Origin of the sequence: Accumulibacter sp. (assembly GCF_029255145.1) — a bacterium.
GTDB lineage: Bacteria > Pseudomonadota > Gammaproteobacteria > Burkholderiales > Rhodocyclaceae > Accumulibacter.
Window position 1 is genome coordinate 16,354 of record NZ_JAPUVQ010000050.1, and the last position, 24,783, is coordinate 41,136.

Genomic DNA, 24,783 nt, shown 5'->3' on the forward strand with positions numbered 1-24,783 from the left:
CGGCGGCAGCGGTGCTCAGGCGGCGACGACGACGCGGTTGCGGCCGCCGTTCTTGGCCTGGTAAAGCGCCGCATCGGCGGCCTGGATCAGCGCCTGGCTGTCCTTTACCGCTGTCCCGAGGTGGGCGACGCCGATGCTGACGGTGAGCGGCAGCGATTGCCGCGTCCACAGGAAGTCGTATTTCTCGACCAGCGCCCGGATCCGTTCGGCGATCTGCGCCGCGATGCGCGCACTGGCGTTGGGCAGGACCGCCGCGAATTCCTCGCCGCCATAGCGGAAGACCAGATCCTCGCCGCGCGAGGTGCGCTTGAGCAGATCCGAGAGCTGCCGCAGGACGGCGTCGCCGGCGGCATGGCCGTAGGTGTCGTTGATCCGCTTGAAGTGGTCGATATCGAGCAGCAGGCAGGCCATCGGCAGTCCGTTGGACTGCGCAAAGGCCCATTCGGAGGCCAGGAAATCGAGGCCGTGACGGCGGTTCGGGAGTTGCGTCAGGGTGTCTGTCAGAGCGTCCTGCAGCAGGCGCTTATGGGCCACCGCAAACTCGTCGGTCGAGCGCATGATGCCGCGGCGCTCGCGCTGAATCTCTTCGCGCAGCAGCAGCATGCGGCTCGCCGTATTGAGGCGCACGCGCAGCGTCTGCATGGTCAGCGGCTTGACCAGAACGTCGTCGGCGCCGGCATCGATCGCCTCCAGGATGTGCCGTTCGCTTTCCGGTGAAGCCAGGAGCAGCGCATAGCTCTCCTTGCCGGCCGCGGTCTGGCGCAGGCGGCGGCAGAAGACCGCCGGTTGCAGTCCGGGCATGGCCATGTCGGCGATGACGATCTGCGCCGGCTGGCGGAGCGTCTGCTGGAGTCCTTCGACGCTGCTTTCCATCAGCATCGGCTGGTGCCCCAGGCTTTCGATCTGCTTTATCAGCACCGGCAGCTCGGCCGGGGGAATGCCGAGGAGCTGCACCTGCAGGCGCGGCGCGCCGCCCTTGCCGCTTTGTTCGGGACTGGCCGCGCTGACCCGCAGGCTGGGCGGGCTGGCCGCCAGAATCTCGGCGAAAGGGGGTATCTCCTGTGTTCGGACCTGCAGCAGCGCACCCCACTCGCGCCAGCGGCGGGCCATCCGGTCGACGATGTCGTTCAGCGCGTCACCGCTGATCCCCAGGCGAGCCGCCCGGGTCAGCAGGGCTGGCAGCAGGCTCCAGCGCGACTCTTCGTCGGCCATGCAGACCTCGGCGAGCGAGCGGGCGAAGTTCAGCGACTGGGTAAGCGTCTGCAAGCGCGAGCCATCCGGAAAACCGGCGACGTCGGGTTGCTCATGGTGGTAGGCGGCCTGAATCAGCATCTCGGGCAAGCCCCATTCGGCGAGCATCGTCGCGCCGAGCTGGCGGTGGTCCATGGCGAAGCGCTGGCGTTCGAGATCGACCAGATCCTGTCGCGTTTCCTGCACCCTGATCAGCACGCCGGCGTATTCGTCGGGGTACAGCGAGGCCATCGCCAGCTCGCCGACGCGGCTCAGCAAGCCGATGGTGAAGATGTCTTCAGTCGAAATCTGCGCGAAATGAGCGAGTTCCTGGCAAGCAATGCCGGTGGCCAGCGAATGTCCCCAGAATGCTCCGTAATCGAAAGCCGCGCACTGACCGCTCTTGTTGCTGTGCATCACCGACAGGCCGATCACCAGGTCGCGCACCTTGAACGATCCGAGGGCGACGATCGCCCGCTGCAGCGAGACGATCGGCCTGGTCCGGCCAAAGGCGGCGGCGTTGGCGAACTTGAGCAGGCGTCCGGCAATCGCCGGGTCGGACTGGACCAGCCGCACCAGTTCGGAGACCCGGAAGTCGTCGCGCTGCAGGAGTTTGATGATCGAAAAGGCAACGCCCTTCGGCGACGGCAGCTTGCCGGTCGCCTTCATCGCATGGTAGCGGTCGTGGTCGACGAAGGGGATCAAGGAAGTTTCAAGTCGAGCATAAGCGGCCGATTATGCTACAAAACCCGGGCCGCTGCGGTCCGATCGCCAAGGCCCTACAGCAGCTCGGTATCGCCGTGGTCGTAGGCCGGACTGCAGCAGCAGAGCAGGTGCAGCGCCTCGCTGCCAGTGGCGGTGACGCCATGCGCCGTCCCCGGCGGGATCAGGACGGTGTCGCCAACGGCGATTTCCAGCGTCTCGCCGGCCAGCGTCATCAGGCCGGTGCCGCGGGTCACGTGGTACAGCTCCTCGCTGATCCGGTGGCGATGCAGAAGCGTCTGCTGGCCGGGCTGGATGATCGCCTCGGCCAGGCTCTGCTGGCGGTTGCCATGGACGCCGGGGTGCATCAGCTCGCGGATTTCGGAGCTGTCGCGGGTGGTGTAGGCGGCGATCTCGCGGTAGCGCGTTCTCATTGCGGTTCGCTGCTGATGGAGACGATCAGCGCCGGATCGTCCTCGCTGGCCTTGCCGACCCGGCTGCTCACCGGCCAGCGCTGCATCCCGGCCTCGGGATACGGCTGGATCAGCGCCCCGGCCCGGTCGACGCCGGCAGCCAGCCAGTCCTGCCAGTGCTCGGCCGCGAGGATCAGCGGCATCCGCTCGTGGACGGCGCGCAGCAGGCCATTGGCGGCGGTGGTGACGATGCAGCAGCTGCGAACGACGTCTCCGCCAGGCGCCGTCCACGACTCCCAGAGGCCGCCGAAGGCCATCGTTTCGCCCGACGACAGCGAGATGTACCAGGGTTGCTTGCGCGCTGCCGCGGCCGTTCCGGCGATCGCCTGCCATTCGTAGAAGCCGCTGGCCGGAATCAGGCAGCGGCGGCGCTGGAAGGCGTCGCGGAACGCGGGCTTTTCAGCCAGCGATTCGCCACGCGCGTTGATCAGCCGGCTGGCGATCGCCGGGTCTTTCGCCCAATGCGGCAGCAGCCCCCAGCGCAGCAGGTGCAAAACGCGCTGGCCGGCCGGCGACTGGCGGATCACGGGAATGTCGGTCGCCGGCGCGATGTTGTAGCGGGCGACGACGGCGGCGCATTCGTCGAGGCCGAAGCGCCAGGACAAACGCGAGCTGGGAGCTTCCAGAGCATAGCGTCCACACATCGGCGAAGTGTAACGCTGGATCGGCTCGAACGGGCCTGGGAAGCGTCGCCAACGACCCGGTGCCGGCCGATGCGGACCGACGCAGACACGCGGCGGCGTTTTCTTGATCGGCAGCAAAGGCGCTTGCCGGGTCGCTGCGTATAATCTGCGGCCGATGAACACAAGCACGCTCAGGGGCCGATGAGTCCTCTCGCCCATTGGCTGGCCGACGGCGCTCGCCGGCATCCGGCGGCGCCGGCCTTGCTCGGCCCGCACGGCAACTGGCGATACGGCGAACTGGCTTCGCTGGCCGACGCGGGTGGCCGCTTTCTGCGCCGCCAGGCGGTGCAGCCCGGCGACATCGTGGCGATAGCCGGAAGTGCCAGCGAGCTGGCGCTGGCGGCACTGGCCTGTGCGGCGGCGAGTGCGGCGCTGTTGCCCCTCGACCCGCTGACCGCCGATGCCGCCTGGCCGGCTCTGCAGACGCTGGCGGGTGGTCGCTTGCAGCGCTTCGCGCCGCTGCGCTGGCCAGGTGATTTCAGTGCCGGCGCCGCGCCGCCAGCGCCTGCCGGCAACGCAGGCGAGGTGGCGTTGCTGATCGCCACCAGCGGCAGCGAAGGCGCGCCAAAGGTCGTCCAGCTGACCCGGGGCAATCTCGCTGCCGCGGCAGCCGCGTCGAACCAGCGCCTGCCGCTGGCCGCTGGTGACGTCTGGCTGGCTTGCCTGCCGCTGCATCACATCGGCGGCATCTCGATTCTTTATCGCTGCCTGCGTGCCGGCGCCAGCATGCGCTTGCACGAGGGTTTTGCGGCCGCGGCCGTTTGGGACGATCTGCACCGCCTCCGTGTCAGTCACCTGTCGCTGGTTCCGGCGATGCTCGCGCGCCTGCTCGACGTGGCTGACGGCGCGCACCCACCGCCCAGCCTGCGCCATGCCCTGATCGGCGGCGCGGCGCTGTCGCGACCGCTGTGCGAACGTGCGCTGGCCAGCGGTTGGCCGATCCGCCCGAGCTGGGGGATGAGCGAGACCGCCGCGCAGGCGGCGACGCTGGTGCAGCCCGGCAGCGACTGGCAGGTCGGACAGGTCGGCACCTTGCTGCCGGGGCTGCAGGCACGGGTCGCTGCCGACGGTCGCCTGTGCCTGCGTGGCGAGCAGGTGATGGACGGTTATCTGAACCCCGAGGGGCAGCGCGGCCACGGACTCGACGATGGCTGGCTGCGGACCGGCGACCTCGGCCTGCTCGACGAGCGCGGGCAGGTGACGATCATCGGTCGCGCCGATGATCTGCTGATCAGTGGCGGCGTCACGCTTCACCCGCTCGAGGTCGAGAGCTGCCTGGCGGCTTGTCCTGGCGTCAGCGACGTGGCGGTCACCGCGGCGCCCGACCCGGTGTGGGGCGACGTGCTGGTCGCGCTGGTCGTCGGTCGGGCCGAGATCCGTACGCTGCACGACTGGTGCCGGCGCCATCTGGTGGCTGCCAAGCGGCCGCGGCGCGTGCTGCGGGTCGAAGCGCTGCCGCGCAACGCGATCGGCAAGCTGGCCAGGCAGACCCTGCGCGAACTGCTCCAGCAGCGGGGAGGAGCATGAACTTCGCACGGCTGCTCGGCGCCGCGCAGCTCGCGTTGCTGCGCCGTCGGCTGCGTGCGCGGCTGCCCGGAGCGCCAGCGAACGGCCTGCTGAGCATCACGCTCGACCTTGGCGCGGGCGATGCGCAATGGTTGAACGTCGATCTGGCGCGAAGCCAGGTCAACTGGTGGGCGCGACCAGCGGCCGGCGGGGCCGGCGACTATCGCCTGGCACTCGGCAGCGCGATGAGCTTTGCGACCGCGGGGCCGGCGCGCTTCGCCGCGCTGCAGGCAGCTTTCACGGGCCTGGCAGCGGTCTGGCTGCACGACGACGACCAGCAGACCGGCGTCGTTCCGGCGGCGCACATCGGCTTTGCCTTCGACGAAGAGAGCCGTGACGAGCTGCCCAACGCCCGCCTGCTGGTCCCTGCCATCCTCCTGCACAGCCGCGCCGGGCGCTGCAGCGCCAGCTTCACTTGCGCGGTGCGCGAAGGTGAGAGCGCCATCGCGCGCTGGCTGGCCGAGTTGCGGGCCGCCGCGCCAGCACCCGACCGGGCGGTGACCGCGGGCGTCTGGCTGCGCCAGAGCGAGCCGCTGGCCGATCGCGCTTTCCTGGCGCGCGCCCGCGCAGCGCTGGCCGAGATCGCGCGCGGCACCGTCGACAAGCTGGTTCTCGCGCGCAGCGTGCGCTTCGACAGCGAGACGCCGATCGCCCTGGCGCCCCTGCTGGCGGCGCTGGCCGATCGCCATCGCGAGTGCACCACCTACAGCGTTGGCCAGCATGGCCAGTGTTTCGTCGGCGCCACACCCGAGCGGCTGGTGTCGCTGCGCGACGGGATGGTGCACGCCGATGCACTGGCCGGCACCGCCTGGCTGCTGGCCGACCCGCTGCCCGGGCAGCCGGTCTCACTGGCCTTGCAGCACGAGAAGAACAGCCGTGAGCAGCAACTGGTGGTTGACGCGGTGCGCGCTGCCCTGGAGCCGGTGTGCGCCGAGCTGAATCCGCCGCAGGCGGCCGAGATCATGCAGCTTGGCGAATTGCAGCACCTGCGCACGCGGATCACCGGCCGGCTGCGGGCTGGGGTCGGCCTGTTCGATCTGGTCGCCGGCCTGCACCCGACACCCGCCGTCGGCGGCTCGCCCGGCAGCGCTGCCCGGCAGTGGTTACGGCGCCATGGCGACCGCCGTGGCGCCTGGTACACCGGCGGCGTCGGCTGGATCGACCGTGACGGTGACGGCGAGGTGGTCGTCGCGCTGCGCTGCGCGCGGATCAAGGGCCGTGCCGCCGAGCTGTTCGCCGGTGCCGGGATCGTTGCCGGATCGGACCCGACGCAGGAACTCGCCGAAACCGAAGCGAAACTGTCGGTGATCAGCGCAGAGCTGCGCCGGCCGCGCCGCGTCGCGTCTCGCCAGACACCCCGGAGCGGTGCCGCATGAAGCGTCCCGACGCAAGTTCCACCTCTCCCGGGGCAGCTTCCGAAGTCGCTTCCGGCGCCACCGCCGACGACCTCGGGGAGCTCAATCTGCGCTGGTCGCAGGTGCTGGTCGATGCGCTGGCCGCCGCCGGCCTCAGGGACCTGGTGCTCTCGCCAGGTTCCCGTTCGAGTCCCCTGGCGCTGGCCTTCCTGCGGCAGCCGGCGATCCGCTGCCAGGTGATTCTCGACGAGCGCAGCGCCGCCTTTTTCGCTTTGGGCATCGCCAGGGCCAGCGCTCGCCCGGTGGCGCTTCTGTGCACCTCGGGATCGGCGCCGGCCAACTGGTTTCCGGCGGTCATCGAGGCCGATCTCGGCGCGGTTCCGCTGCTCCTGCTGTCAGCCGATCGGCCGCCCGAGCTGCTCGGCTGGGGCGCCAACCAGACCATCGACCAGCAGCGCCTGTTCGGCAGCCACGTGCGCGCCTTTCACGCGCCAGCGGCGCCTGGCAGCGAATTCCCGGCCGCTTACCTGCAGCGTCTGGCGGCCCGCGCAATGGCCGAGAGCGGCTGGCCACTGGCCGGTCCGGTGCATCTCAACCTGGCTTTTCGCGAGCCCTTGTTGTCTGTCGGCGACGCACTTCCGGCGGCGTGCGCCGCGACCGGCGAGCCAGTGGTCGATCTGGCTGCGCCGCGCCTGCTTCCCGACCCGCGGCAGATCGCGAGCACGCTGGCCAGGGTCAGCGGCCGACCGGGGGTGATCGTCTGTGGCGGTGCCGCCTATCCGCCAGGATTCGCCGACGCGGTGAGCGCGCTGGCCGAGCGGCTGGACTGCCCGATTCTCGCCGAACCGCTGTCCAACCTGCGTTTCGGCGCGCACGACCGCAGCCGGCTGTGCGTGCGCTACGAGGCTTTCCTGCGCCAGCCAGCGGTGCTGGCGACCGCGCGGCCGGCGTGGCTGCTGCGCTTCGGCGCTTTTCCGGTCACCCGTGCGCTGCAGGACTGGCTGCGCGCGGCAGCGCCGGCAGCGCAGATCCTGGTCAGTCCGGACGGCCGCTGGCCAGACCCGCTGCACCTCGCCACGACCCTGCTGCAAGCTGATCCGGTCCTGGTCTGCGAGGCCTTGCTGGCTGGCGGCGGCGAGCGCGCGCCGGGTGCCTGGCGAGCGTCGTTCGCGCGCGCGGAAGCGCACGCCGGGAGGGTCGCCGGGAGCTGCCGGCGGCAGGAGAACTTCGAAGGCGCGCTGATCCCGGCCCTGCTCGAACGCCTGCCAGCCGGTCATCGCCTGTTCTGCGGCAACTCGTTGGCGATCCGTGACCTCGACGCCTTTTCCGGCAGCAGCGACCAGCCGTTGCGCATCTTCGGCAATCGTGGCGCCAGCGGTATCGACGGCAATCTGTCGACCGCGCTGGGTATTGCCAGCGACGGCCCCTGCGTGGCGCTGGTCGGCGACCTGACGGCCCAGCATGACCTGACGGCGCTGGCCGCTGCCGGCGGCCGCGAGATCGTTGTGGTGGTGATCAACAACGGCGGCGGTGGCATTTTCGAGTACCTGCCGGTCGCCGCCTTGCCGGAGTTCGACATCGCCTGGCTGACGCCGCAGCCGGTCGACCTGGTCGCCGCGGCGCAGAGCTTTGGCGTTGCCGGCGAGCGGCTGTCGTCGCTGGCGGAATTCCGGTCGGGCCTCGATCGTGCGCTGCAGCGAGGCGGCGCGACGTTGCTCGAAGTGGTGATCGATCGCCACGCGAGCATCGCCGCGCACCGGGCTTACTGGCAGGGGGTCGCGGCCGCTGGCAGTTAGCGACCGGTCGCCGCCGGGCAGGTCGTGCGCGTTGGCGGCGTCAGGCCCGGACGATGCGCACGCAGTCGGTGCTGCCGGTACGCGGCCCGGTGGCCCCGAAAACAACCGCCACCAGATCGCCGTCGCGGACGATGCCGGCCTTGCGCGCAGCCGCCAGCGCCAGTCGCAGGGGTTCTTCCTCGCGGTTTTCCGGGACCAGCAGTGGCAGCACGCCCCATACCAGCGCCAGGCTGCCGAGGACCTGCGGCGAGGTCGAGATGCCGGCGATCGGGACCGTCGGCCGGAAAGCGGCGACTCGATGCGCCGTCTTGCCGCTGCGCGTCGGGCACAGGATCGCGGCGACGCGGAGATCCTCTGCCGCCTGCACCGCAGCGTGCGCCACCGCCCACGCCACCCGGTCGGCGTCGGCGCCGGCGATCGCCGCCGGATGGACGCGGTCGTGCGGCCAGCCCTCGGCCGCTTCGGCGACTTCGCTCATCATCCGCACGGTTGCGCTCGGGAACAGGCCAACCGCGGTCTCTTCCGAGAGCATCAGGGCGTCGGTGCCGTCGAGCACAGCGTTGGCCACATCGTTCACCTCGGCGCGGGTCGGCAACGGCGAGCGGGTCATCGACTCGAGCATCTGCGTCGCGGTGATCACCGGTATTCCGGCCAGGTTGCAGGCGCGAATGATTTCCTTCTGGAGTAGCGGCACCCGCCGTGCCGGCATCTGGATCCCCAGGTCGCCGCGGGCAACCATCACCGCGTCGGCCGCGGCGATGATCCCGGCAAGGTTGTCGACCGCGGCGGCGGTCTCGATCTTCGGCACCAGCGCCGGCCGCATCCCGCGCTTGGGGAGCCGCGCGCGCACGCGCTCGACATCCTCGGCGCGGCGGACGAAAGAAAGTCCGAGAAAATCGACCTTGGCGGCGATGGCCATCTCCAGCGCCAGCGCATCGCGAGCGGTGAATGGCTCGACGTGCGCTTCGGCGCGCGGCAGGTGCATGCCTTTGCGCGAGCGCAGCGTACCGCCGCGCACGACTTCGGTGCGCACGTCGCTGCCGAGCGTCTCCAGAACGCGCAGCACGATCGCCCCGTCGGCGAGGTAGACCTCGTCGTCGCGGCGGGTCCACTTCGCCATGTCGGGCAGCGTCGTGGCGACGTGCCGTGCATCGCCGATGCCGTCGCCGCTGCTCAGGACGAACTCCTGGCCGCTCTCGAGTTCGACCTCGTCGTTCGCCACGACACCGCTGCGGATTTTCGGTCCGGGCATATCGACCAGCACGCCGACGTTACGGCCCAGGTCACTGGCCACTTCGCGGACCAGCCGTGCATTGTTGGCGTGGGTGGCCATGTCCGAGTGCGCCGCGTTGAGCCGCACGACGTCGACACCGGCCTCCAGGAGCTGCCGCAGGGTCGCCGGCGTGGCGGTGGCGGGGCCGATGGTGGCCACGATCTTGGTTCGGCGCATCTGGTCCTCCTCAATTGCTTCAACGCCCGGGCAGGGTGTCGCCGGACGGCGGTCGCGGCGCGCAACCGCGATCGCGTGCGGCAGGGAAATCGACAAATCGGCCGGCAGTATAGGGAGCGGTCGCAGCCATAGTCAATCACGGCTGCCGGCGCGGTCGCCCCCGGCGTCACCAGCCGCATCGCCGTCGGCCACCGGTGGCGTGCCCGGTGGCGTGACGGCCGGGGCTTGCGGGGTTGCCGCCTCGATCGTTATTGCCGTGGCTGCTGGTGGCGGTGCCCGGTGCGCCAGACTCTGTAAGTGGTCGGCGACTCCCCAGGCGATGGCCAGCATCAGCAGCAGGAAGAAGAACAGGAGCATCGGCGGTTCCTTCACAGACCGGTGGGCAGCCAGCCTGGGCTCGCGGGCGCTGGTGTCGCTTCGACCTTGGCGGGCGGCCAGAGTGGCTAGCTCGCCGGCGGGACGCCGGTCGCCGCGCGGGCGCGCTGCTTGGCGGCGATGTAGTCGGCATGGCCGATGTGGAGCAGGTTGCCGATCTTTCGCATCAGGTGTGATTCATGCGCGTCAAGATGACCGTCGGCGAGAGCGACCTGCCACATGTTCTCGATGATGCGGAGCTTCTGGGCGGCGTCGCAGGTCTTGTTGATCAAGGAAGTGAACTGGTAGTAGCCACTGGCCTGGCGTGCCTCGTGTTCGGCGAGCGCGAGCAAGCGGTCGATCTCGGTGGCGTCCAGCCCGAACTGTTGGCGCAGTGCGGCGGCTACGGCATCCCGTTCCTGGTCGGCGATGCGCGCATCCATGCGCATTACTTCCAGCAGCAGGGCGGCGGTGGCGATCTGCAGGGCGTGTTCGCCCGCGGCGTCGGTCTGCCGGGTCCCGGGTTCGATGAATTGCTCGAAGAACTCCTTGATGCTGGCGATCATGTGCGGCTTGTCTCCGGCTGGCGAGCGGCCATTCTAGCAGCGGCTCAGCCGCCAGGCGTCACGCGCCGCACCTGCACCGTCGCCGTCATTCCCAGGTACGCGTTGGCTGCGCCAAACCAGTTGCCGGATATCGGCGAGGCCTGGCTGGGGTCGCGTGCCACGCCGACGCGGATCAGCTGATCGCTGCCGCCGAGCAGGTTGTTGGTCGGGTCGAAGGTCACCCAGCCGGCGCCGGGCAGGTAGGCCTGCAGCCAGGCGTGCGTCGTTCCGGCGCCAACGGTGCCGCTCTCCCGGCCGCCGGCGTGGCCGCTCAGGCCGCTGCTACCCTGGTCGCTATCGAGCGCCTGGTCATACAGGTAGCCGGAGACGAAACGGGTGGCGACGCCGAGGCGCCGCATGGCCTCCATCATCAGCAGCGCAAAATCGCGGCAGCTGCCGGTGCCCAGGCCCAGCGTCTGCAATGGCGTTTGCGTGCCCTCCTGTTCGCGCTGCGCATAGCCGAAGTGGTCACGAATGAACTGGTTCATGTGCAGCAGCAGGTCGCGTGTGCCGGTCGGGCCGTCGGTACGCATGAACTGGCGAGCCCAGTGGGTCAGTACGCCCTCGGGGTCGTCGTGGTGCGGGCGCATGTAGTGTTCGAGGTCGAAACGCTCTTCGACGGAATAAGCAAAGGGAAAAATCAGCGCGCTGGGCGAGAGCTGGAGTTCGGGATAAAGGCTGCGCGCCTGTTCGATAGTGAATGAGCAGACGAACTTCAGTTCCGTGGCCGCGCCGAGTGGCGTCACCAGCGCCACCGAGTTGGAGTGCGGGTCCTGGATCATCCGCACGACCGCTTCAGGGCTGACCTGCAGGTCGGTCGCCAGAACCCGCTGGTCGTGGCTGTCGCGCGGGCGGAACATCACCCGGTGTTCGCCGAAAGTCACCGGCGAGCTGTACCGGTAGCAGGTGGTGTGGACGATGTCGTAGTGAACGGGCATGGGTTTCCAGGTGGTCAAGGGGTGGCTGACGTTCGATCGCGTTTCTCGCCAGCGCCGGGATAGTCAGCAACAGGGGCGAAAAAAAAAAGCCTGTCGCCGGCAAAGGCGACAGGCCTGTCACATCGATTGGCCTGCCGGCGGCTACGCCTGCTCGCCGCTCAGCGCGCGCTGCAGCTGCTCGAGAGCTTTCGGATCTTCGATGGTCGTCAGATCGCCCGGGTCGCGGCCTTCGGCCAACGCCTGGATGGTCCGCCGCAGCAGCTTGCCCGAGCGGGTCTTCGGCAAGACGCTCAGGAAGTGCACCCGGCTCGGGCGGGCGATTGCGCCGAGGCTCTCGTCGACCTTCTTCATCACTGCCTTCTCGAGCGCTTTGACGAGTTCCGGCGTGGCGATACTGTCGGCGCTCTTGACCACCGCGAACGCCATCGGCATCTGACCCTTGAGCTTGTCGGCAACGCCGACGACGGCGACTTCGGCGATCGCCGCATGCCCCTGGATCGCTTCCTCGATCTCGCGCGTGCCGAGACGGTGACCGGCAACGTTGATCACGTCGTCAGTGCGGCCGAGGATGTAGTGGTAGCCGTCCTGGTCCTGGATACCCCAGTCGAACGACGAGTACACCTGCGGCTCGCGGAACAGCGAGAAGTAGGTCGACACAAAGCGTTCGTCGTCGCCCCAGACGGTCGACAGACAGCCAGGCGGCAGTGGTGGCAGGATGCCGACGATGCCTTTTTCATCCCGGTCGCAGATCGTGCCGTCTTCGCGGAAGATCTTCAGGTTGTAACCGTAGACCGGGAAGCTCGGTGTACCGAAGCGAATCTCGGTCTTCTCGACCCCGGGCATCGCCGACAGCATCGGCCAGCCGCTTTCGGTCTGCCAGTAGTTGTCGATCACCGGCAGGCCGAGTTCGCCCATCAGCCATTCGTGCGTCGGCTGATCGAGCGGCTCGCCGGCGAGGAACAGGTGCTTGAGCGTCGACAGGTCGTACTTGTGCATGTATTCGGTGTCGTGCTTCTTGAGGACCCGCGCGGCAGTCGGCGCCGAGAACATGACGCTGACCTTGTACTTCTCGACGATCTGCCACCAGATGCCGGGGTCGGGGCGCAGTGGCGTTCCCTCGTACATGATGGTCGCCATGCCGGCGAGCAGCGGCCCGTAGACGATGTACGAGTGGCCGACCACCCAACCGATGTCGGAAGTGGCGAAGAAGGTCTCGCCCGACTCGCCGCAGAAGATGTTCCTGATCGACGCCGCCAGGGCGACGGCGTAGCCGCCAGTGTCACGCTGCACGCCCTTCGGCTTGCCGGTGGTGCCCGAGGTATAGAGGATGTAGGACGGCTCGGAGGACTCCAGCCAGGTGACCGGTACGTCGGCGTCCATGAACTGGGCGCGCAGCGTGGCGTAGTCTACGTCGCGACCTTCAACCTTGTTGAAGCCCTTGTCCAGACCACGGTCGATCATCAGCACCTTTGCCGGTTTGTGTTCGGCCAGAGAAATCGCCTCGTCGAGCAGGCCCTTGTAGGGCACCGCCTTGCCGCCGCGCATGCCGGCATCGGAAGAGACCACCAACTTCGGCGTCGCATCGTCGATCCGGGTGGCCAGCGATCCCGAGGCAAAACCGCCGAAAACAACGGAGTGGATGGCGCCGATGCGCGCGCAGGCGAGCATCGCGAACGCCGCCTCGGCGACCATCGGCATGTAGATCAGGACGCGGTCGCCCTTGACGACGCCGAGGCTCTGCATGATCGCCGCCATGCGCATCACCTCGGTCTTCAGCTCGGCGAAGGTGTACACCACTTCCTGGTCGGTCTCGGTCGAGATGAAGACCAGTGCCCGGTCATTCGGGCGCTTGGCCGCGTGACGATCGACCGCGTTGTAGCACAGATTCGTTTCGCCGCCGACGAACCACTTGGCGAAAGGCGGGCGTGAGAAATCGAGTGTCTGGGTGAACGGCTTGTGCCAGTCGATGAGTTTGGCCTCTTCGCTCCAGAAGGCGTCCGGATTGTCGATTGATTTCTTGTGAAACTCTTGAACTGTCGTCATGAGACTCCCTCTTCCAAAAAATGTGAACCAGCTGCACCAGTGGAAACAACGCCTGCCGAGTGTCTTTGTTCTAGTGCTCCCGGTCAAGCGTCCGTTTTTGGATTTCTGCCAAAGGCAGGCCCAACTTCAACTCCCTTTCCAGCAATTCGAGAAAGGGCAGTATTTCCTTGCCGAGCTTCACCAGGTGCGGGATGACCGCGCTCTCGTGTCCGGCCTTGATCAGGTCGATGGCGTGGCTCAGGCGCGGCGTTGGCAGCTCGGTCGACGCTTTGCTGCCACACGCCACGACACGGTTGCCACCAGCGTGCTGCGCGGCCTGGAGGCGTTCTGCCGCCAATTCGAGCAAGGAAGCTGCGGAGCTTAACTGATCAACCGGGATGTTCGCTACCCCGACGCTGACCGAAAGATTCAGGCGCTGACCATGTACCGCGATGTTGGCCACGGCAAAAGCTTCGCGCAGGCGATTGGCGAAGGCCTCGCACGCCGGGTAGGGGGTGCCCGGCGAAACCACCGCCAGACTGTCGCCGGAATAGTGCCCGAGGCTGTCTTCCTTGCGCACCTTGTTGGCGATGATGCTGGCGAAACGCTTGTGCAATTCCCTCGCCAGATCGATTCCGAGATCTTCACGCAGCGCGTCGAATCGGTCAAACCCCATCACCAGTATGCTCACCGGGCTGTCGTGGCGAAGCGCATGCGACATCGCCTGCGCCGCCTGCACTTCGACCCGCTGGCGTGTCGGAAGTCCGGTGTCGGGGTGCTGCGAGTCGCGCTCGGGGTTCTCCCTCAGTTCGTTCTGGGCCTTGGCCAGGCGGAGCAGCGAGTCGATGCGGGCGAGCAGTTCGCTGGCGCCAATTCCGCTGGCAATGAAGTCGCTGGCGCCCAGCGCCCGGGCGCGCTCCTTGGCTTCCTCGTTGTCGCCGGCGATCAGCAGCACCGGCATCTGGCGCAGCCGCGCCAGCCTGGACGAACGTACCCGAGCCAGCAGGCCGTCGCCATCGAGCGCCGGCAGCGACATCGACAGCGAGCAGATCACCAGCTGGATCGAATGGTCGATGACCAGCGCCTGCCAACCGCCTTCGCCATTGATTTCTTCGCGAAAACTGTAGTGTTCACGAATCAGCTTGATCAGCGTCGCGCGGACGATCCGCGACTGGTCGACAATCAGGATGCGAGGCCGTTGCTGCGGGTCGTCCATCGAGTCTTGCGGTCGTGGCTCAGGCGCCGCAAATGTCGACGACCACCCGGCCGTGCGCGCGACCCTTGAGGTAGTCGTCGAAAACGCCGGGCAAGTCGTCGAAGGCGATACTGCGCGTCATCGTGTGCAGGTGCTGCGGGCGCAAGTCGCTCGCCAGCCGCTGCCAGATGCCGGTGCGATAGGGCTCGCCGATGTAGCCGGAATCGATGCCGAGCAGGCACGCACCGCGCAGGATGAAAGGCATTACCGTGGTGTTGAGCGACGGGCTGGCCGCCAGGCCGATGCTGGCGATTGTCCCTCCCTGCTTCATGGTGCTGGCGATCCACGCCAGGACCTCGCCGCCGAGGTTGTCGACCGCGCCCGCCCACAGCGTCTTGTCGAGCGGCCGGATCCGCGACAGATCGATCGTCGACCGAAGCGTCACCTTCGTTGCGCCTAGGCCAGCCAGGTACTCCGCTTCGCTTGCCTTGCCGGTCAATGCGGTTACCTGGTAGCCACGTCTGGCCAGCATGTCCACCGCCAGGCTGCCGACGCCACCGCTGGCGCCGCTGACGAGCACTGGCCCCCTGGTCGGATCGAGACCGTTTTCCTCCATCCGGACGACGCCCAGCGCAGCGGTAAAGCCGGCCGTGCCCAGGGCCATCGATTCGTAAAGCGACAGCCCCTTGGGCAGGGGAACCACCCATTTGGCCGGCACCCTGGCGTATTCGGCGTAGCCGCCGTGGTGAGCGACCCCGATGTCAAAGCTGGTGGCGATCACTGCGTCGCCTGCCTGGAAACGGGGGTCGCTGCTCGCTTCTACGGTGCCAGAGAGGTCTATGCCACCGACGCAGGGATAACGACGGATGATCCGGCCGGCACCCGTCGCCGCCAGCGCATCCTTGAAGTTGACGCTGGAGTAGGCAACCTTGATCGTGACCTCGCCCGGGTCGAGTTGCGACTCGTCAACGGTGACGAAGTCGCTTCTCGTCACCCCTTCCTTTTCGTCGATCAGGTAGGCCTTGAACGGGGTCATGCTGCTTCCTTGCGGTGGCGGGTGGCCGCGTTGGCGCAACGACAGGCGTCGAGCGGCGCACGGATGATGAACGTCAAGAATTATAAACACAAACCCCGGCAGCCTCCCGTGCGAAGCGGTGCTGGCAAGAGCCGCCGCAATCGCGGCGCCAAGTCAGGTCTTTCAATGCTCGCGGCACCGCGACAAGAAAGTTTTCAAAGGTCGCGGCACCGCGACAAGAAATATGTGTCGTTTGTTCCACCAATCGCACGTGTGGCTGATCGCCGACTCAAACGTGCTTTTTGGAGAAGTATCATATGTAAATTAGATGCTTGCAGCGTGATGCTGAGCGGGTTTCTTGGATGGCGAGAGCTTGATTAGGGGTTTACAGTGTGACATTTTTCACATAGATTTCGTCCCCATGTCCAGAAAACACCCCTTCGCATCTCTTCTCGCCGCTGCCCTGATTGCTTTCTCGGGAGCAGACCTGGCCCACGCCGATGAGCAGCAAAGGCCGCTCGATGAACCTTCGCTCTTCGCGCGCTATACCAACAACGCACAGGACCTGATCCTCAAGGGCCTGGAGTTGATCGGTATCAACTATCGTCGGGGCGGCACGGATCCGGATTCCGGCCTCGACTGCAGCGGTTTTGTTCAGCTTGTTTTCAAGGACGCGATCGGCGTGCTGCTGCCGCGTACTGCCAGGGAGCAAAGCGAGGTGGGGGCGGTCATTGACTTTCAGGAGTTGAAGGCGGGCGACCTCGTTTTCTTCAACACCATGCGCAACGCTTTTTCGCACGTCGGAATCTATCTGGGCGACAACCGTTTCATGCACGCGCCGCGCACCGGCGCCGAAGTCCGCATCGAGGACATGCGACAGAGTTACTGGGTGCGTCGTTACAACGGCGCGCGCCGCCTGTTGGTGCGCTGAGTAGCGCAACGCCGGGTGGCAAGAACCTCCCGGAAGCACCGTGAAACGACGTGACGCGTCGTTTTTTTTAGCCACCAGTCAAGAACGATTCTCATTTACAGACGTGATTACGGTTGCTATGATCTTCCAGGAGCCATCGTGGTTCGCATGCAATAACCTGGAGACATGACAATGAAGTTGTTTTTTTCGCGTTCGCTGTTGACCCTGGCGACCCTCGCGGTGATGGTGGCGCTGCCCGAGGCGCAGGCCGAAGAGAAGGTCCTGAACCTCTACTCGGCTCGCCACTACCAGACCGATGAGGCCCTGTACGAGGGATTCACGCGGCAGACCGGGATCAAGATCAAGCGCATCGAGGGCAAGGAAGACGAGTTGCTCGAACGGATCAGGAACGAGGGCGCTTATAGCCCGGCGGATGTCTTGCTGACCGTCGATGCGGCACGGCTGTCGGCCGCGCACGAACTGGGGCTCTTCGCACCGGTCACTTCGCCAACTCTGGAGAAGCGCATTCCGGCCAACCTGAGGACCGGCGACTGGTTCTCCTTCTCGACCCGCGCGCGGGTCATCATCTACGCCAAGGGCGTGATCGACCCCGATCAAGTGAAGACCTACGGCGATCTGGCGAACCCGCGCCTGAAAGGCAAGGTCTGCTCGCGTTCGGGCTCGCACCCCTACAACCTGTCGTTGATGGCTTCGATCATCGCCCATCACGGTGAGGCGGAAGCGGAGCAGTGGGCGAAGGGCGTGGTGGCCAACTTTGCTCGTGCACCCAAGGGAGGCGATACCGATCAGATTCGGGCCGTCGCCGCCGGCGAGTGTGCGGTGGCGGTTTCCAATACCTACTACCTGGCGCGCCTGATGCGGTCGGACAAGGCCGAGGATCGCAAGACGATGGACAAGGTCGGCGTCGTCTGGCCAGACCAGCGGGGCGTTGGTGCGCACATCAACGTCTCGGGCGGCGGCGTCTTGAAGCACGCTCCGCACCGGGAAGCGGCGGTCAGGTTCCTCGAATATCTCGCCAGCGACCAGGCGCAACGCTATTTTGCAGACGGCAACAACGAGTGGCCGGTCGTCGCCGGGATCAAGATCGACAATCCGGCGCTGGAGGCGCTCGGCAAGTTCAAGGCCGACAGTCTGCCGGTGGCGTCGCTGGCGATGTATCGTGCCAAGGCGCAGATCATTTTCGATCGCGCCGGCTACCGCTGATATCCTGCGGCGGGCGGCGGTGTATCGGGTTGCCGCGACGCGCCGTCAGCGGCGGCGACGGGCGATCTGGCGCGATAGCGCGATCAGCGGCAGGAGCCCGACGGCGACGATCGCCAGTGACGCGCTGGCCGCCTCGGCGAGCCGCTCGTCCGAAGCGAGGGTATAGGCCTGGGTCGCCAGCGTATCGAAATCGAAAGGGCGCATGACCAGCGTCGCCGGCAACTCCTTCATGACGTCGACGAATACCAGCAGGCCGGCGGTGAACAGGCTGCTGCGCAGGATCGGCAGGTGTACCCGGCGCAGCGTCGCTGCTTGTCCGAGGCCCAGGCTGCGCGCTGCATCGTCCATGTTGGTGGTGATCTTGGCCAGGCTGGTGCTGACCGCCTGCAAGGCGACGGCGAGGAAGCGCACCAGGTAGGCATAGATCAGCGCGGCAATGCCGCCGGTGATCAGCAGGCCGGGGTTGCCCCCGAACCACTCCTGCCATTGCCCGGCCAGCCAGATGTCCAGACGGCTGACCGGAATCAGGACGCCAACGGCGATCACGGAACCGGGGACCGCGTAGCCGAGGCCAACCAGGCGGTTCAGCGTCCGCGCGACAAAGCCCCTGGACAGGCGCGCGCCGTACGCGAGCAGGACCGCCAGGGCGACGGCGATGACGGCGGTCAGCCCGGCCAGCAGGAAGCTGTTGCGCACCATGCCGAAGAAATGCTCGCCGAAGCGTGCCTGGCCGTCGGCCAGCGCCAGGCGCAGCAGCAGGTACGCGGGGAGCAGGAAGCCGATCGTCAGCGGCAGCGCGCACAGCGCACTGGCCAGCCAGCCAAGCCAGCCCGGCAAGGGGCGCCCCGCCCTCTGGCGGTGGCGTCCGGTGGTGTCGTGAAAGCGCGAGCGACCGCGTGAGCCGCGCTCGATCAGCAGCAGGAGCATTACGAAGAGCAGCAGGGCCGCCGCCAGCTGGGCCGCGGCTATGCGATCGCCAAGCGAGAACCAGGCGCGATAGATGCCGGTGGTGAAGGTTTGCACGCCGAAGTATGAAACCGTCCCGTAATCAGCGAGGGTCTCCATCAGCGCCAGCGCGGTACCGGCCGCGATCGCTGGCCTGGCCAGCGGCAGCGACACCCGAAAGAAGCCGCGCCACGGCCCGAGGCCCAGCGTGCGCGATGCTTCGAGCATGCCGCTGGCCCGTTCCAGGAAGGCCGCGCGGGTCAGCAGGTAGACGTACGGGTAGAGCACGAAGATGAACATGCTGACCGCGCCACCGAGGCTGCGCACTTCCGGAAACCAGTAGTCGGCCTTGCTCCAGCCGAAGGATTCGCGCAGGAAACTCTGCAGTGGCCCGACGAACTGCAGAAAATCGGTATACACGTAGGCCAGGACGTACGCCGGCATCGCCAGAGGCAAGACCAGCGCCCACTCGAACACCCGCCGACCGGGGAAGGAGTGCATGGTCGTCAGCCACGCCGTCGCCACGCCGACGGCCATCACCCCCAGACCGACCGCGAGGCACAACACCAGGGTATTGCCGACGTAGCTCGGAAGAACCGTCGCCGCCAGATGCGACCAGGTGGCGCCGGTACCGCCGCTGAAGATGTTCGCCAGGACGCTCAGCACCGGCAGGCCGACCAGTGCCGCGACGGTGGCGGAAACCACAAGCAGGGGGGAAGCCAGACGCAGGGGATTGAGGCGCGAGCGGGTCATGGTTCAAGCGGCTAAATGAGAATTATAATTGACAAGTACCCCGTTTGACCTTGCCAGCTGGCGCCGCGCCGGCTGCGGCGCCAGCGGATCCCGCCAACCGGCAGCACCCGATCACCAGGCATCGATGGCCCACCTCGAACTCGAAGGAATCGTCCAGCGTTACGGATCGCATACGGTGGTCGATGGCGTCGGCTTTGGCGTCGAAACGGGCACCATTGCCTGCCTGCTTGGCCCTTCGGGCTGCGGCAAGACGACCCTGCTGCGGTGCATTGCCGGTTTCGAGGAAATCGCCGCCGGCGAGATTCGGATCGACGGCCGGACGGTGAGCCGCGCCGGGCGTCGCGTGCCGCCGGAGAAGCGGCAGATCGGCATGGTTTTTCAGGATTACGCCCTGTTCCCGCATCTCAGCGTCGCGGCCAATGTCGGTTTTGGCCTCGCCGGGCTGGCCGCCCGTGACCGCCAGCAACGGGTCGCCGAGTTGCTGGCGACGGTCGGCCTCGGTGGCCAGGGCAGCAAGTACCCGCACGAACTTTCGGGCGGCCAGCAGCAGCGCGTCGCGCTGGCGCGCGCCCTGGCGCCGCAACCGGAGCTGCTGCTGCTCGACGAGCCCTTCTCGAACCTCGACGTCGGTCTGCGCGAGCGGCTGTCGCTCGAAGTGCGCGAGATCCTGAAAAGCCAGAACATTACCGCGGTGCTGGTCACCCATGATCAGCACGAAGCATTCGCGATGGCCGACGAAATCGGGGTGATGGCCGCCGGAATCATTCAGCAATGGGACACCCCATACCGCCTGTACCATCAGCCGGTGAACCGTTTTGTCGCCGATTTTGTCGGGCAGGGCGTTTTCGTCGCCGGCGTGGTGATCGACGACAGCAGCGTCGAAGTCGAACTGGGCGTCCTCGAATCGCGTCTGCCGCTCGAATGCAGCCAGGGTTGCGAGGCCTGTGGTCAGGGTTGTGGCGTCGAAGTGCTGCTGCGTCCGGATGACATCATTCACGACGATCGCAGCGATCTGTTGGCGGAGGTCCGGCACAAGGCCTTTCGCGGCGCCGAGATCCTCTATACCTTGCGACTCGACAGCGGCGTCGAAGTCCTGTCGCTGGTCCCCTCGCATCACAATCACGCCCTTGGCGAGAAGATCGGTATCCGGCTGGACGTTGACCACGTCGTTGCCTTCAAGACGCCGACCCGCGCTTTCCCGTCGAACGCGCAGGCTATCCAGTTCCATCGATGATTCCATGGCTCGAAGGCAGCGAACCCTTCCCGCCGCTGGAGGGCGCCCTGAGCGATCCGAACGGCCTGCTCTGTGCGGGTGGCGACCTGTCACCGAAACGCTTGCTCGACGCCTACCAACATGGAATCTTTCCCTGGTATTCGAGGGGCGAGCCGATCCTCTGGTGGAGTCCGGACCCGCGCATGGTTCTCGATCCCGGCGAATTCCGGGTCTCGCGCTCGCTGCGCCGCAGTTTGCGCGCCGGTCGCTGGCAGGTGACCCTGGACCGCGATTTCCCGGCGGTCATCCGGGCCTGCGCCGAAGCGCCACGCAGCGGCCAGGACGGCACCTGGATCGTCCGCGACATCCAGCACGCCTACTGGCAGCTGGCCCAACTGGGATTCGCCCATTCGGTGGAAACCTGGCTTGACGGCGAGCTGGTTGGCGGCCTATACGGCCTGGCGATCGGCCGCATGTTCTACGGAGAGTCGATGTTCTCGCGGGTCACCGACGCCTCGAAGGTTGCCGCCGCGCATCTTGCCCGCTTTCTCGAAGGCGAAGGATACGGCATGATAGATTGCCAGATGAGTACGCCGCACCTGGCGTCGCTTGGCGCGCGGGAGATTCCTCGTGCGGTTTTCATGGCGCGTCTGCGGGCCCTGGTCGCCGTCCCCTGGCAGCCCGGCCGCTGGCCGACGAACGGCGCCAGCCAGGCCTGGAACTAGATACATGGCGCGACTCAACGACTCCGACCTGCCGTTCTCCTTGCTGCAGTTCTACGCCACGGCGCCCTACACCTGCAGCTACCTGCCGGGTGAGCGGGCACGTTCGCAGGTTGCCGCACCAAGCCATCTGATCAATAGCGAGGTCTACGGCGAACTCGTACGCAGCGGCTTTCGACGCAGCGGGATGTTCACCTACCGGCCGAAGTGCGATGCCTGCCAGGCCTGCGTCCCGGTGCGCATCCCGGTCAAGGCCTTCGCACCCAACCGCAGCCAGCGCCGCAGCCTCCGGATGCACGGCGCGCTGCACGCACGCGAGTTGCCGCTCGTTTTTCGCGACGAACACTACCAGCTCTACCTGCGCTACCAGTCGGCCCGGCACGCCGGCGGCGGCATGGATCAGGACAGCCACGACCAGTACGCGCACTTCCTGCTGCAGAGCCGGGTGGACACCCGCCTGGTCGAATTCACCGACCACGGCGAGCTGCGCATGGTCAGTATCGTCGACGTGCTGAGCGACGGTCTGTCTTCGGTCTACACCTTCTACGATCCGGACCTGCAGTCGGCCAGTTTCGGCACCTACAACATCCTCTGGCAGATCTCCCAGTGCCTTGCCAACGGCCTGCCCTACCTGTATCTCGGCTACTGGATTGGCGGTAGCCGGAAAATGGCCTACAAAGCCAATTTCAAGGCCATCGAGGGACTGGTCGACGGTCGGTGGAGCGATCTGAGATCGCGGTTGGGGCTGCAAGCGGGCGCGCTTTCCGGATAGAATGTCGGTTTGCGCTTTGCTCCCCGCTGAGCTTCGTCCATGTCCAGCAAGAAAAGACCTTCTGCCGCGCGCGCTCGTCCAGCTGCTGTCGGGGGCGTGCTTTCGCCCGAGGCAAGAGCCCGACAGGCGCTGGACACGCGCCACTTCCGCGAGGCTATAGAACACTACAAGACCTTGCTGAAACAGGAGCGCCGCGTCGAGTGGCTCGATGGCCTGGCCGACAGCTATGCCGGCCGCGCCGCCGAACTGGCCGACAAGGGCATGCTTTCCGAGGCGCTGGTGGTGTGGCGTAATCGCGCCAGCCTGTGTGGTCGGCCGCTGGCCGAAGGACCCTACCTTGGCTGGCTGCTGCGCGCTGGCGAGCACGATGCCGCACTGGCTTTGCTGACCGCTGATGGCCTTTCGGCGACCGCGGCTGCCGAGCTGGAAACCGGGCTGGCCGCGGTGGTGCTGACCTCGCCCGACAGCGCGCTGGCGCGGCTCGCCGCCGACAGCCCGCTATTTCGCCAGCGTCCGATCGCGTTGGCCGCCATCGCCGCTTGCTGCCGCGGCGACCAGACCGAGCTGGAGCAGCACTTGCGTGCGATACCGTTTCGTTCGCCATATCGCGACCTTCGTTTCATCCTCAAGGCGCTGTCGGTGGTCGGCAGTGACCCGGCCCAGGCCGCCGGCCTGATCGGCCGGGCGGTCGTCGCTGGCCCTTTCGAAGGCCTCGCCGCGGTCGTTCGCGCCGCCATTCTTCCCGGCAGCCGCTGGCTTGCCGCCATGCCAGCTCTCGACGACGAGGGTCGGCAGTTGCTGCTGGACCTCAAGGGGTGCCCGGAAGACCGTCGTTCCGTTCTTTTCGACCTTGCCCGGCTTGGTAGCACGCCACCACCCGCCAAGGTGGTCGAGTTGCTGCTACGGCGCCATCGCGGCTTGCCGGCGAGCGTGGCGACGCTTTGCCGGCGACTGTTGCCCTACGCGCAGCAACGCATGTCGGAATACCAGGGCGCTTTCGGTCCGCTGACCGAAGGCGAGCAGGAGTGCATTGCGGCGCTGGCAGCCGAACATCAGGGCGATTCGAGACTGAGCAGGGCGCACTGGTTGCGTGCCGCAGAATGGTACTCGCCGCCCGAAAAGGAGCCGCTGCAGGCGGCGCTGATCCTGCGCCGTCTGTTTGAGGTGTTCGTCGGCGATGCCGAGCGCGCGGATCCGGATGCGGAGTGCATCGACTGGCTGCAACGCAGCCTGGCGTTGGACCCGGACGACCTCGCCACGTACCTGAAAGTGATTCGAATCCATCGACAGGGTCGTGACCTCAGGGCGGCGCGGGCGATGGTCGACCGCGCGCTGGCGCGCTTTGCCAACGATCCGGCGGTGCTGCTCGAAGCGGTCGAGGTGGCCCTGGCCGGCAATGCCTTCAAGAAAGCGGTGACCCTGGCGAAGCGCCTGCTGGAACTCGATCCGATCAATTCACGGGTGCGCGCGCTGATCGGCCAGGCGCATGTTTCGCATGCGCGCAAGCAGATTCGCGCGAAGCGGCCGGACGCGGCTGCCAAGGAACTCGCTCTCGCCGAGCAGTGGCTCATTTCGGCCGACGAGCGCAGCGTCGTCAAACTGCTGCGTGGCCTGAGTGCTACCGATCAGACGGCGAGCGCGCTGCTGAGCGATGTGGTGCGCGAACTCGGCGGCCAGTTGCTGGCGGCTTTTCACCTGTTGCTGGAATGCGCCCGCGTCGGCATTCCGGCGCCAGCGACGCTGCGTCGTGCCGGCATCGATCTGTCGGGCAAACCGAACGCGAGCGAAGTCCTGGCGGTGGCGCACGCGCTGAATACGCTGCGAGAAGAACCGCGGGCGCTGCGGACGCTGCTCGATTCACTGCGTGCACCGCTGCGTCGTGCTGCCGGTGAAGACTTCAGTGAATCCGAGCGGGTTTCGATCTGCGAAGCGCTGCTGCGCTGGGACGAGCGGTCGCTGCTGCAGGCCTATGCGGATGTCGGCCTGAAGCGCTGGCCCGCACGGCCGATCTTCGTCTATTTCACGACCTTTGCCCGGCACGGCGCGCGCGCCTATTTCGTCATCTCCGTGCGTGAAGAGACGGCCCTGGCGCGAGCGCTGGATCAGGCCCAGGACGATGGCGATCAACGGACCGCCTTGCGAATTCGCGGCTTGATCGAGCCGCCGGAGCGTTTCCACAGCTGCCCTACGGGCGATTCCGATGACTGGGGCGACCTGGAAGACGCCTTTGCGGACTTGGGCAATGGGCTGCCCCTCGATCCACGCGCGGTCCTGGAAATGATGCTGGGCATGGCCGGCGAAGAGCAGGTCATCAGCATGGCTCGCGAAGGTTTCTCGGCCAGCGAGTTTCGGCAGCTTGAGCGTGCCGCCGGCGGCAACCGCAAGAAACTGGCCAGGCTGTTGGTCGAGGCGGTCGGCGATCGGGTGGAGCGCCGGGCGGCTGATCTCCCATCGGACCCGTTGCCACCTCCGCCGGCCGCGCCACCTCCGCGCTTGGCTCCGAGACGCAAGCCGCCAGCACCACCCGTGCAGCCCGTTCACGATGACCGGCAGAAAGACCTGTTCGATGATTGACCCTTACCGCATTCTTGGCGTCGAGTTCGCCGCCAGCGACGAAACGATCCGCAGCGCTTACCTGGCGGCGATTCGCGAATCGCCGCCAGAACGCGACCGTGAGCGTTTCGAAAGCGTCCGCGCTGCTTACGAGGCGATTTCAGACCGGCGCCGCCGCCTCGCGCACCAGCTCTTCGACCATTCGCCGCCAACGCTCGATGACTTGCTGAGTGCCGTCAGCAGCGATTTCGTACCGCGTCCGCCGAGCGAGAACCGCTTGCTGCGCGTACTGGGGGCGAAGTGACAC

At 67.0% G+C, this 24,783-nt stretch carries 21 protein-coding genes; 10 read left to right on the top strand and 11 right to left on the bottom strand.

Going from position 1 to position 24,783, the window contains the following annotated elements; translation table 11 throughout:
• Positions 1 to 15: 15 nt before the first annotated feature.
• From Q1L50_RS05465 to Q1L50_RS05475, 3 genes are all read right to left on the bottom strand, one after another.
• Positions 16 to 1,935, bottom strand: a complete 1,920-nt coding sequence (locus Q1L50_RS05465; protein ID WP_300336530.1) for an HDOD domain-containing protein — start codon at positions 1,933 to 1,935, stop codon at positions 16 to 18.
• Positions 1,936 to 2,009: 74 nt separating this feature from the next.
• Entirely contained in the window at positions 2,010 to 2,366 is a 357-nt protein-coding gene (locus Q1L50_RS05470) for a cupin domain-containing protein (protein WP_300336532.1), read from the bottom strand.
• A complete protein-coding gene (locus tag Q1L50_RS05475) occupies positions 2,363 to 3,049 on the bottom strand; it encodes an SOS response-associated peptidase (RefSeq protein WP_300336534.1) in 687 nt (228 codons plus the stop codon). The genes Q1L50_RS05470 and Q1L50_RS05475 overlap by 4 nt, the downstream gene beginning before the upstream one ends.
• Positions 3,050 to 3,229: 180 nt before the next feature.
• Here Q1L50_RS05475 and Q1L50_RS05480 point away from each other — a divergent pair, with 180 nt between their 5' ends.
• Genes Q1L50_RS05480 through menD form a run of 3 tightly spaced genes read left to right on the top strand, consistent with a single transcriptional unit; the run spans position 3,230 to position 7,805 of the window.
• Positions 3,230 to 4,615, top strand: coding sequence for a fatty acid--CoA ligase family protein (locus Q1L50_RS05480; protein WP_300336535.1), 1,386 nt, complete (start codon positions 3,230 to 3,232; stop codon positions 4,613 to 4,615).
• Complete coding sequence (locus Q1L50_RS05485) at positions 4,612 to 6,030, top strand: isochorismate synthase (protein ID WP_300336537.1); 1,419 nt, start codon at positions 4,612 to 4,614, stop codon at positions 6,028 to 6,030. The genes Q1L50_RS05480 and Q1L50_RS05485 overlap by 4 nt, the downstream gene beginning before the upstream one ends.
• Positions 6,027 to 7,805 carry a 2-succinyl-5-enolpyruvyl-6-hydroxy-3-cyclohexene-1-carboxylic-acid synthase gene (menD, locus tag Q1L50_RS05490; RefSeq protein WP_300336539.1) on the top strand — a complete coding sequence of 593 codons (1,779 nt, stop codon included), beginning with the start codon at positions 6,027 to 6,029 and terminating at the stop codon, positions 7,803 to 7,805. The genes Q1L50_RS05485 and menD overlap by 4 nt, the downstream gene beginning before the upstream one ends.
• 40 nt (positions 7,806 to 7,845) lie before the next feature.
• On the opposite strand, the gene pyk is transcribed toward menD, so the two are convergent.
• The 7 genes from pyk to Q1L50_RS05525 form a co-directional block, all read right to left on the bottom strand.
• On the bottom strand, positions 7,846 to 9,255 hold the full coding sequence (pyk, locus tag Q1L50_RS05495) for a pyruvate kinase (protein ID WP_300336540.1): 1,410 nt from the start codon (positions 9,253 to 9,255) through the stop codon (positions 7,846 to 7,848).
• A 132-nt stretch (positions 9,256 to 9,387) separates the two neighbouring features.
• A complete protein-coding gene (locus Q1L50_RS05500) occupies positions 9,388 to 9,612 on the bottom strand; it encodes a hypothetical protein (RefSeq protein ID WP_300336541.1) in 225 nt (74 codons plus the stop codon).
• Between the two features lie 86 nt (positions 9,613 to 9,698).
• Positions 9,699 to 10,175, bottom strand: a complete 477-nt coding sequence (locus tag Q1L50_RS05505) for a TerB family tellurite resistance protein (protein WP_300336542.1) — start codon at positions 10,173 to 10,175, stop codon at positions 9,699 to 9,701.
• Between the two features lie 44 nt (positions 10,176 to 10,219).
• Entirely contained in the window at positions 10,220 to 11,152 is a 933-nt protein-coding gene (locus tag Q1L50_RS05510) for a transglutaminase family protein (RefSeq protein ID WP_300336544.1), read from the bottom strand.
• A 141-nt stretch (positions 11,153 to 11,293) separates the two neighbouring features.
• Positions 11,294 to 13,195, bottom strand: coding sequence for a propionate--CoA ligase (locus Q1L50_RS05515; RefSeq protein WP_300336546.1), 1,902 nt, complete (start codon positions 13,193 to 13,195; stop codon positions 11,294 to 11,296).
• Positions 13,196 to 13,265: 70 nt separating this feature from the next.
• The gene (locus Q1L50_RS05520) at positions 13,266 to 14,390 is read right to left on the bottom strand and encodes a diguanylate cyclase (RefSeq protein ID WP_300336548.1); all 1,125 of its coding nucleotides are present in this window, start codon (positions 14,388 to 14,390) and stop codon (positions 13,266 to 13,268) included.
• Between the two features lie 19 nt (positions 14,391 to 14,409).
• The gene (locus Q1L50_RS05525; protein ID WP_300336550.1) at positions 14,410 to 15,405 is read right to left on the bottom strand and encodes an oxidoreductase; all 996 of its coding nucleotides are present in this window, start codon (positions 15,403 to 15,405) and stop codon (positions 14,410 to 14,412) included.
• Positions 15,406 to 15,742: 337 nt separating this feature from the next.
• Here Q1L50_RS05525 and Q1L50_RS05530 point away from each other — a divergent pair, with 337 nt between their 5' ends.
• Both Q1L50_RS05530 and Q1L50_RS05535 read left to right on the top strand, forming a co-directional pair.
• Positions 15,743 to 16,315 carry a C40 family peptidase gene (locus Q1L50_RS05530; RefSeq protein ID WP_366145215.1) on the top strand — a complete coding sequence of 191 codons (573 nt, stop codon included), beginning with the start codon at positions 15,743 to 15,745 and terminating at the stop codon, positions 16,313 to 16,315.
• A gap of 222 nt (positions 16,316 to 16,537) precedes the next feature.
• The gene (locus Q1L50_RS05535; RefSeq protein WP_300336630.1) at positions 16,538 to 17,518 is read left to right on the top strand and encodes an extracellular solute-binding protein; all 981 of its coding nucleotides are present in this window, start codon (positions 16,538 to 16,540) and stop codon (positions 17,516 to 17,518) included.
• Between the two features lie 45 nt (positions 17,519 to 17,563).
• Here the strand turns inward: Q1L50_RS05535 and Q1L50_RS05540 are convergent, their stop codons facing one another.
• A complete protein-coding gene (locus tag Q1L50_RS05540) occupies positions 17,564 to 19,216 on the bottom strand; it encodes an iron ABC transporter permease (RefSeq protein WP_300336552.1) in 1,653 nt (550 codons plus the stop codon).
• 124 nt (positions 19,217 to 19,340) lie between these two features.
• Here Q1L50_RS05540 and Q1L50_RS05545 point away from each other — a divergent pair, with 124 nt between their 5' ends.
• From Q1L50_RS05545 to Q1L50_RS05565, 5 genes are read left to right on the top strand one after another with little or no spacing between them, the layout of a single operon-like run.
• Positions 19,341 to 20,450: an ABC transporter ATP-binding protein gene (locus Q1L50_RS05545; RefSeq protein WP_300336554.1), complete on the top strand. Its 1,110-nt coding sequence runs from the start codon at positions 19,341 to 19,343 to the stop codon at positions 20,448 to 20,450.
• A complete protein-coding gene (aat, locus tag Q1L50_RS05550; RefSeq protein ID WP_300336556.1) occupies positions 20,447 to 21,154 on the top strand; it encodes a leucyl/phenylalanyl-tRNA--protein transferase in 708 nt (235 codons plus the stop codon). Before Q1L50_RS05545 ends, aat begins: the two co-directional genes overlap by 4 nt.
• 4 nt (positions 21,155 to 21,158) lie before the next feature.
• Positions 21,159 to 21,923, top strand: a complete 765-nt coding sequence (locus Q1L50_RS05555) for an arginyltransferase (protein WP_300336558.1) — start codon at positions 21,159 to 21,161, stop codon at positions 21,921 to 21,923.
• Between the two features lie 39 nt (positions 21,924 to 21,962).
• Positions 21,963 to 24,497: a tetratricopeptide repeat protein gene (locus Q1L50_RS05560; RefSeq protein ID WP_300336560.1), complete on the top strand. Its 2,535-nt coding sequence runs from the start codon at positions 21,963 to 21,965 to the stop codon at positions 24,495 to 24,497.
• On the top strand, positions 24,490 to 24,780 hold the full coding sequence (locus Q1L50_RS05565; protein ID WP_300336562.1) for a DnaJ domain-containing protein: 291 nt from the start codon (positions 24,490 to 24,492) through the stop codon (positions 24,778 to 24,780). Before Q1L50_RS05560 ends, Q1L50_RS05565 begins: the two co-directional genes overlap by 8 nt.
• The last annotated feature ends 3 nt before the right edge of the window (positions 24,781 to 24,783 follow it).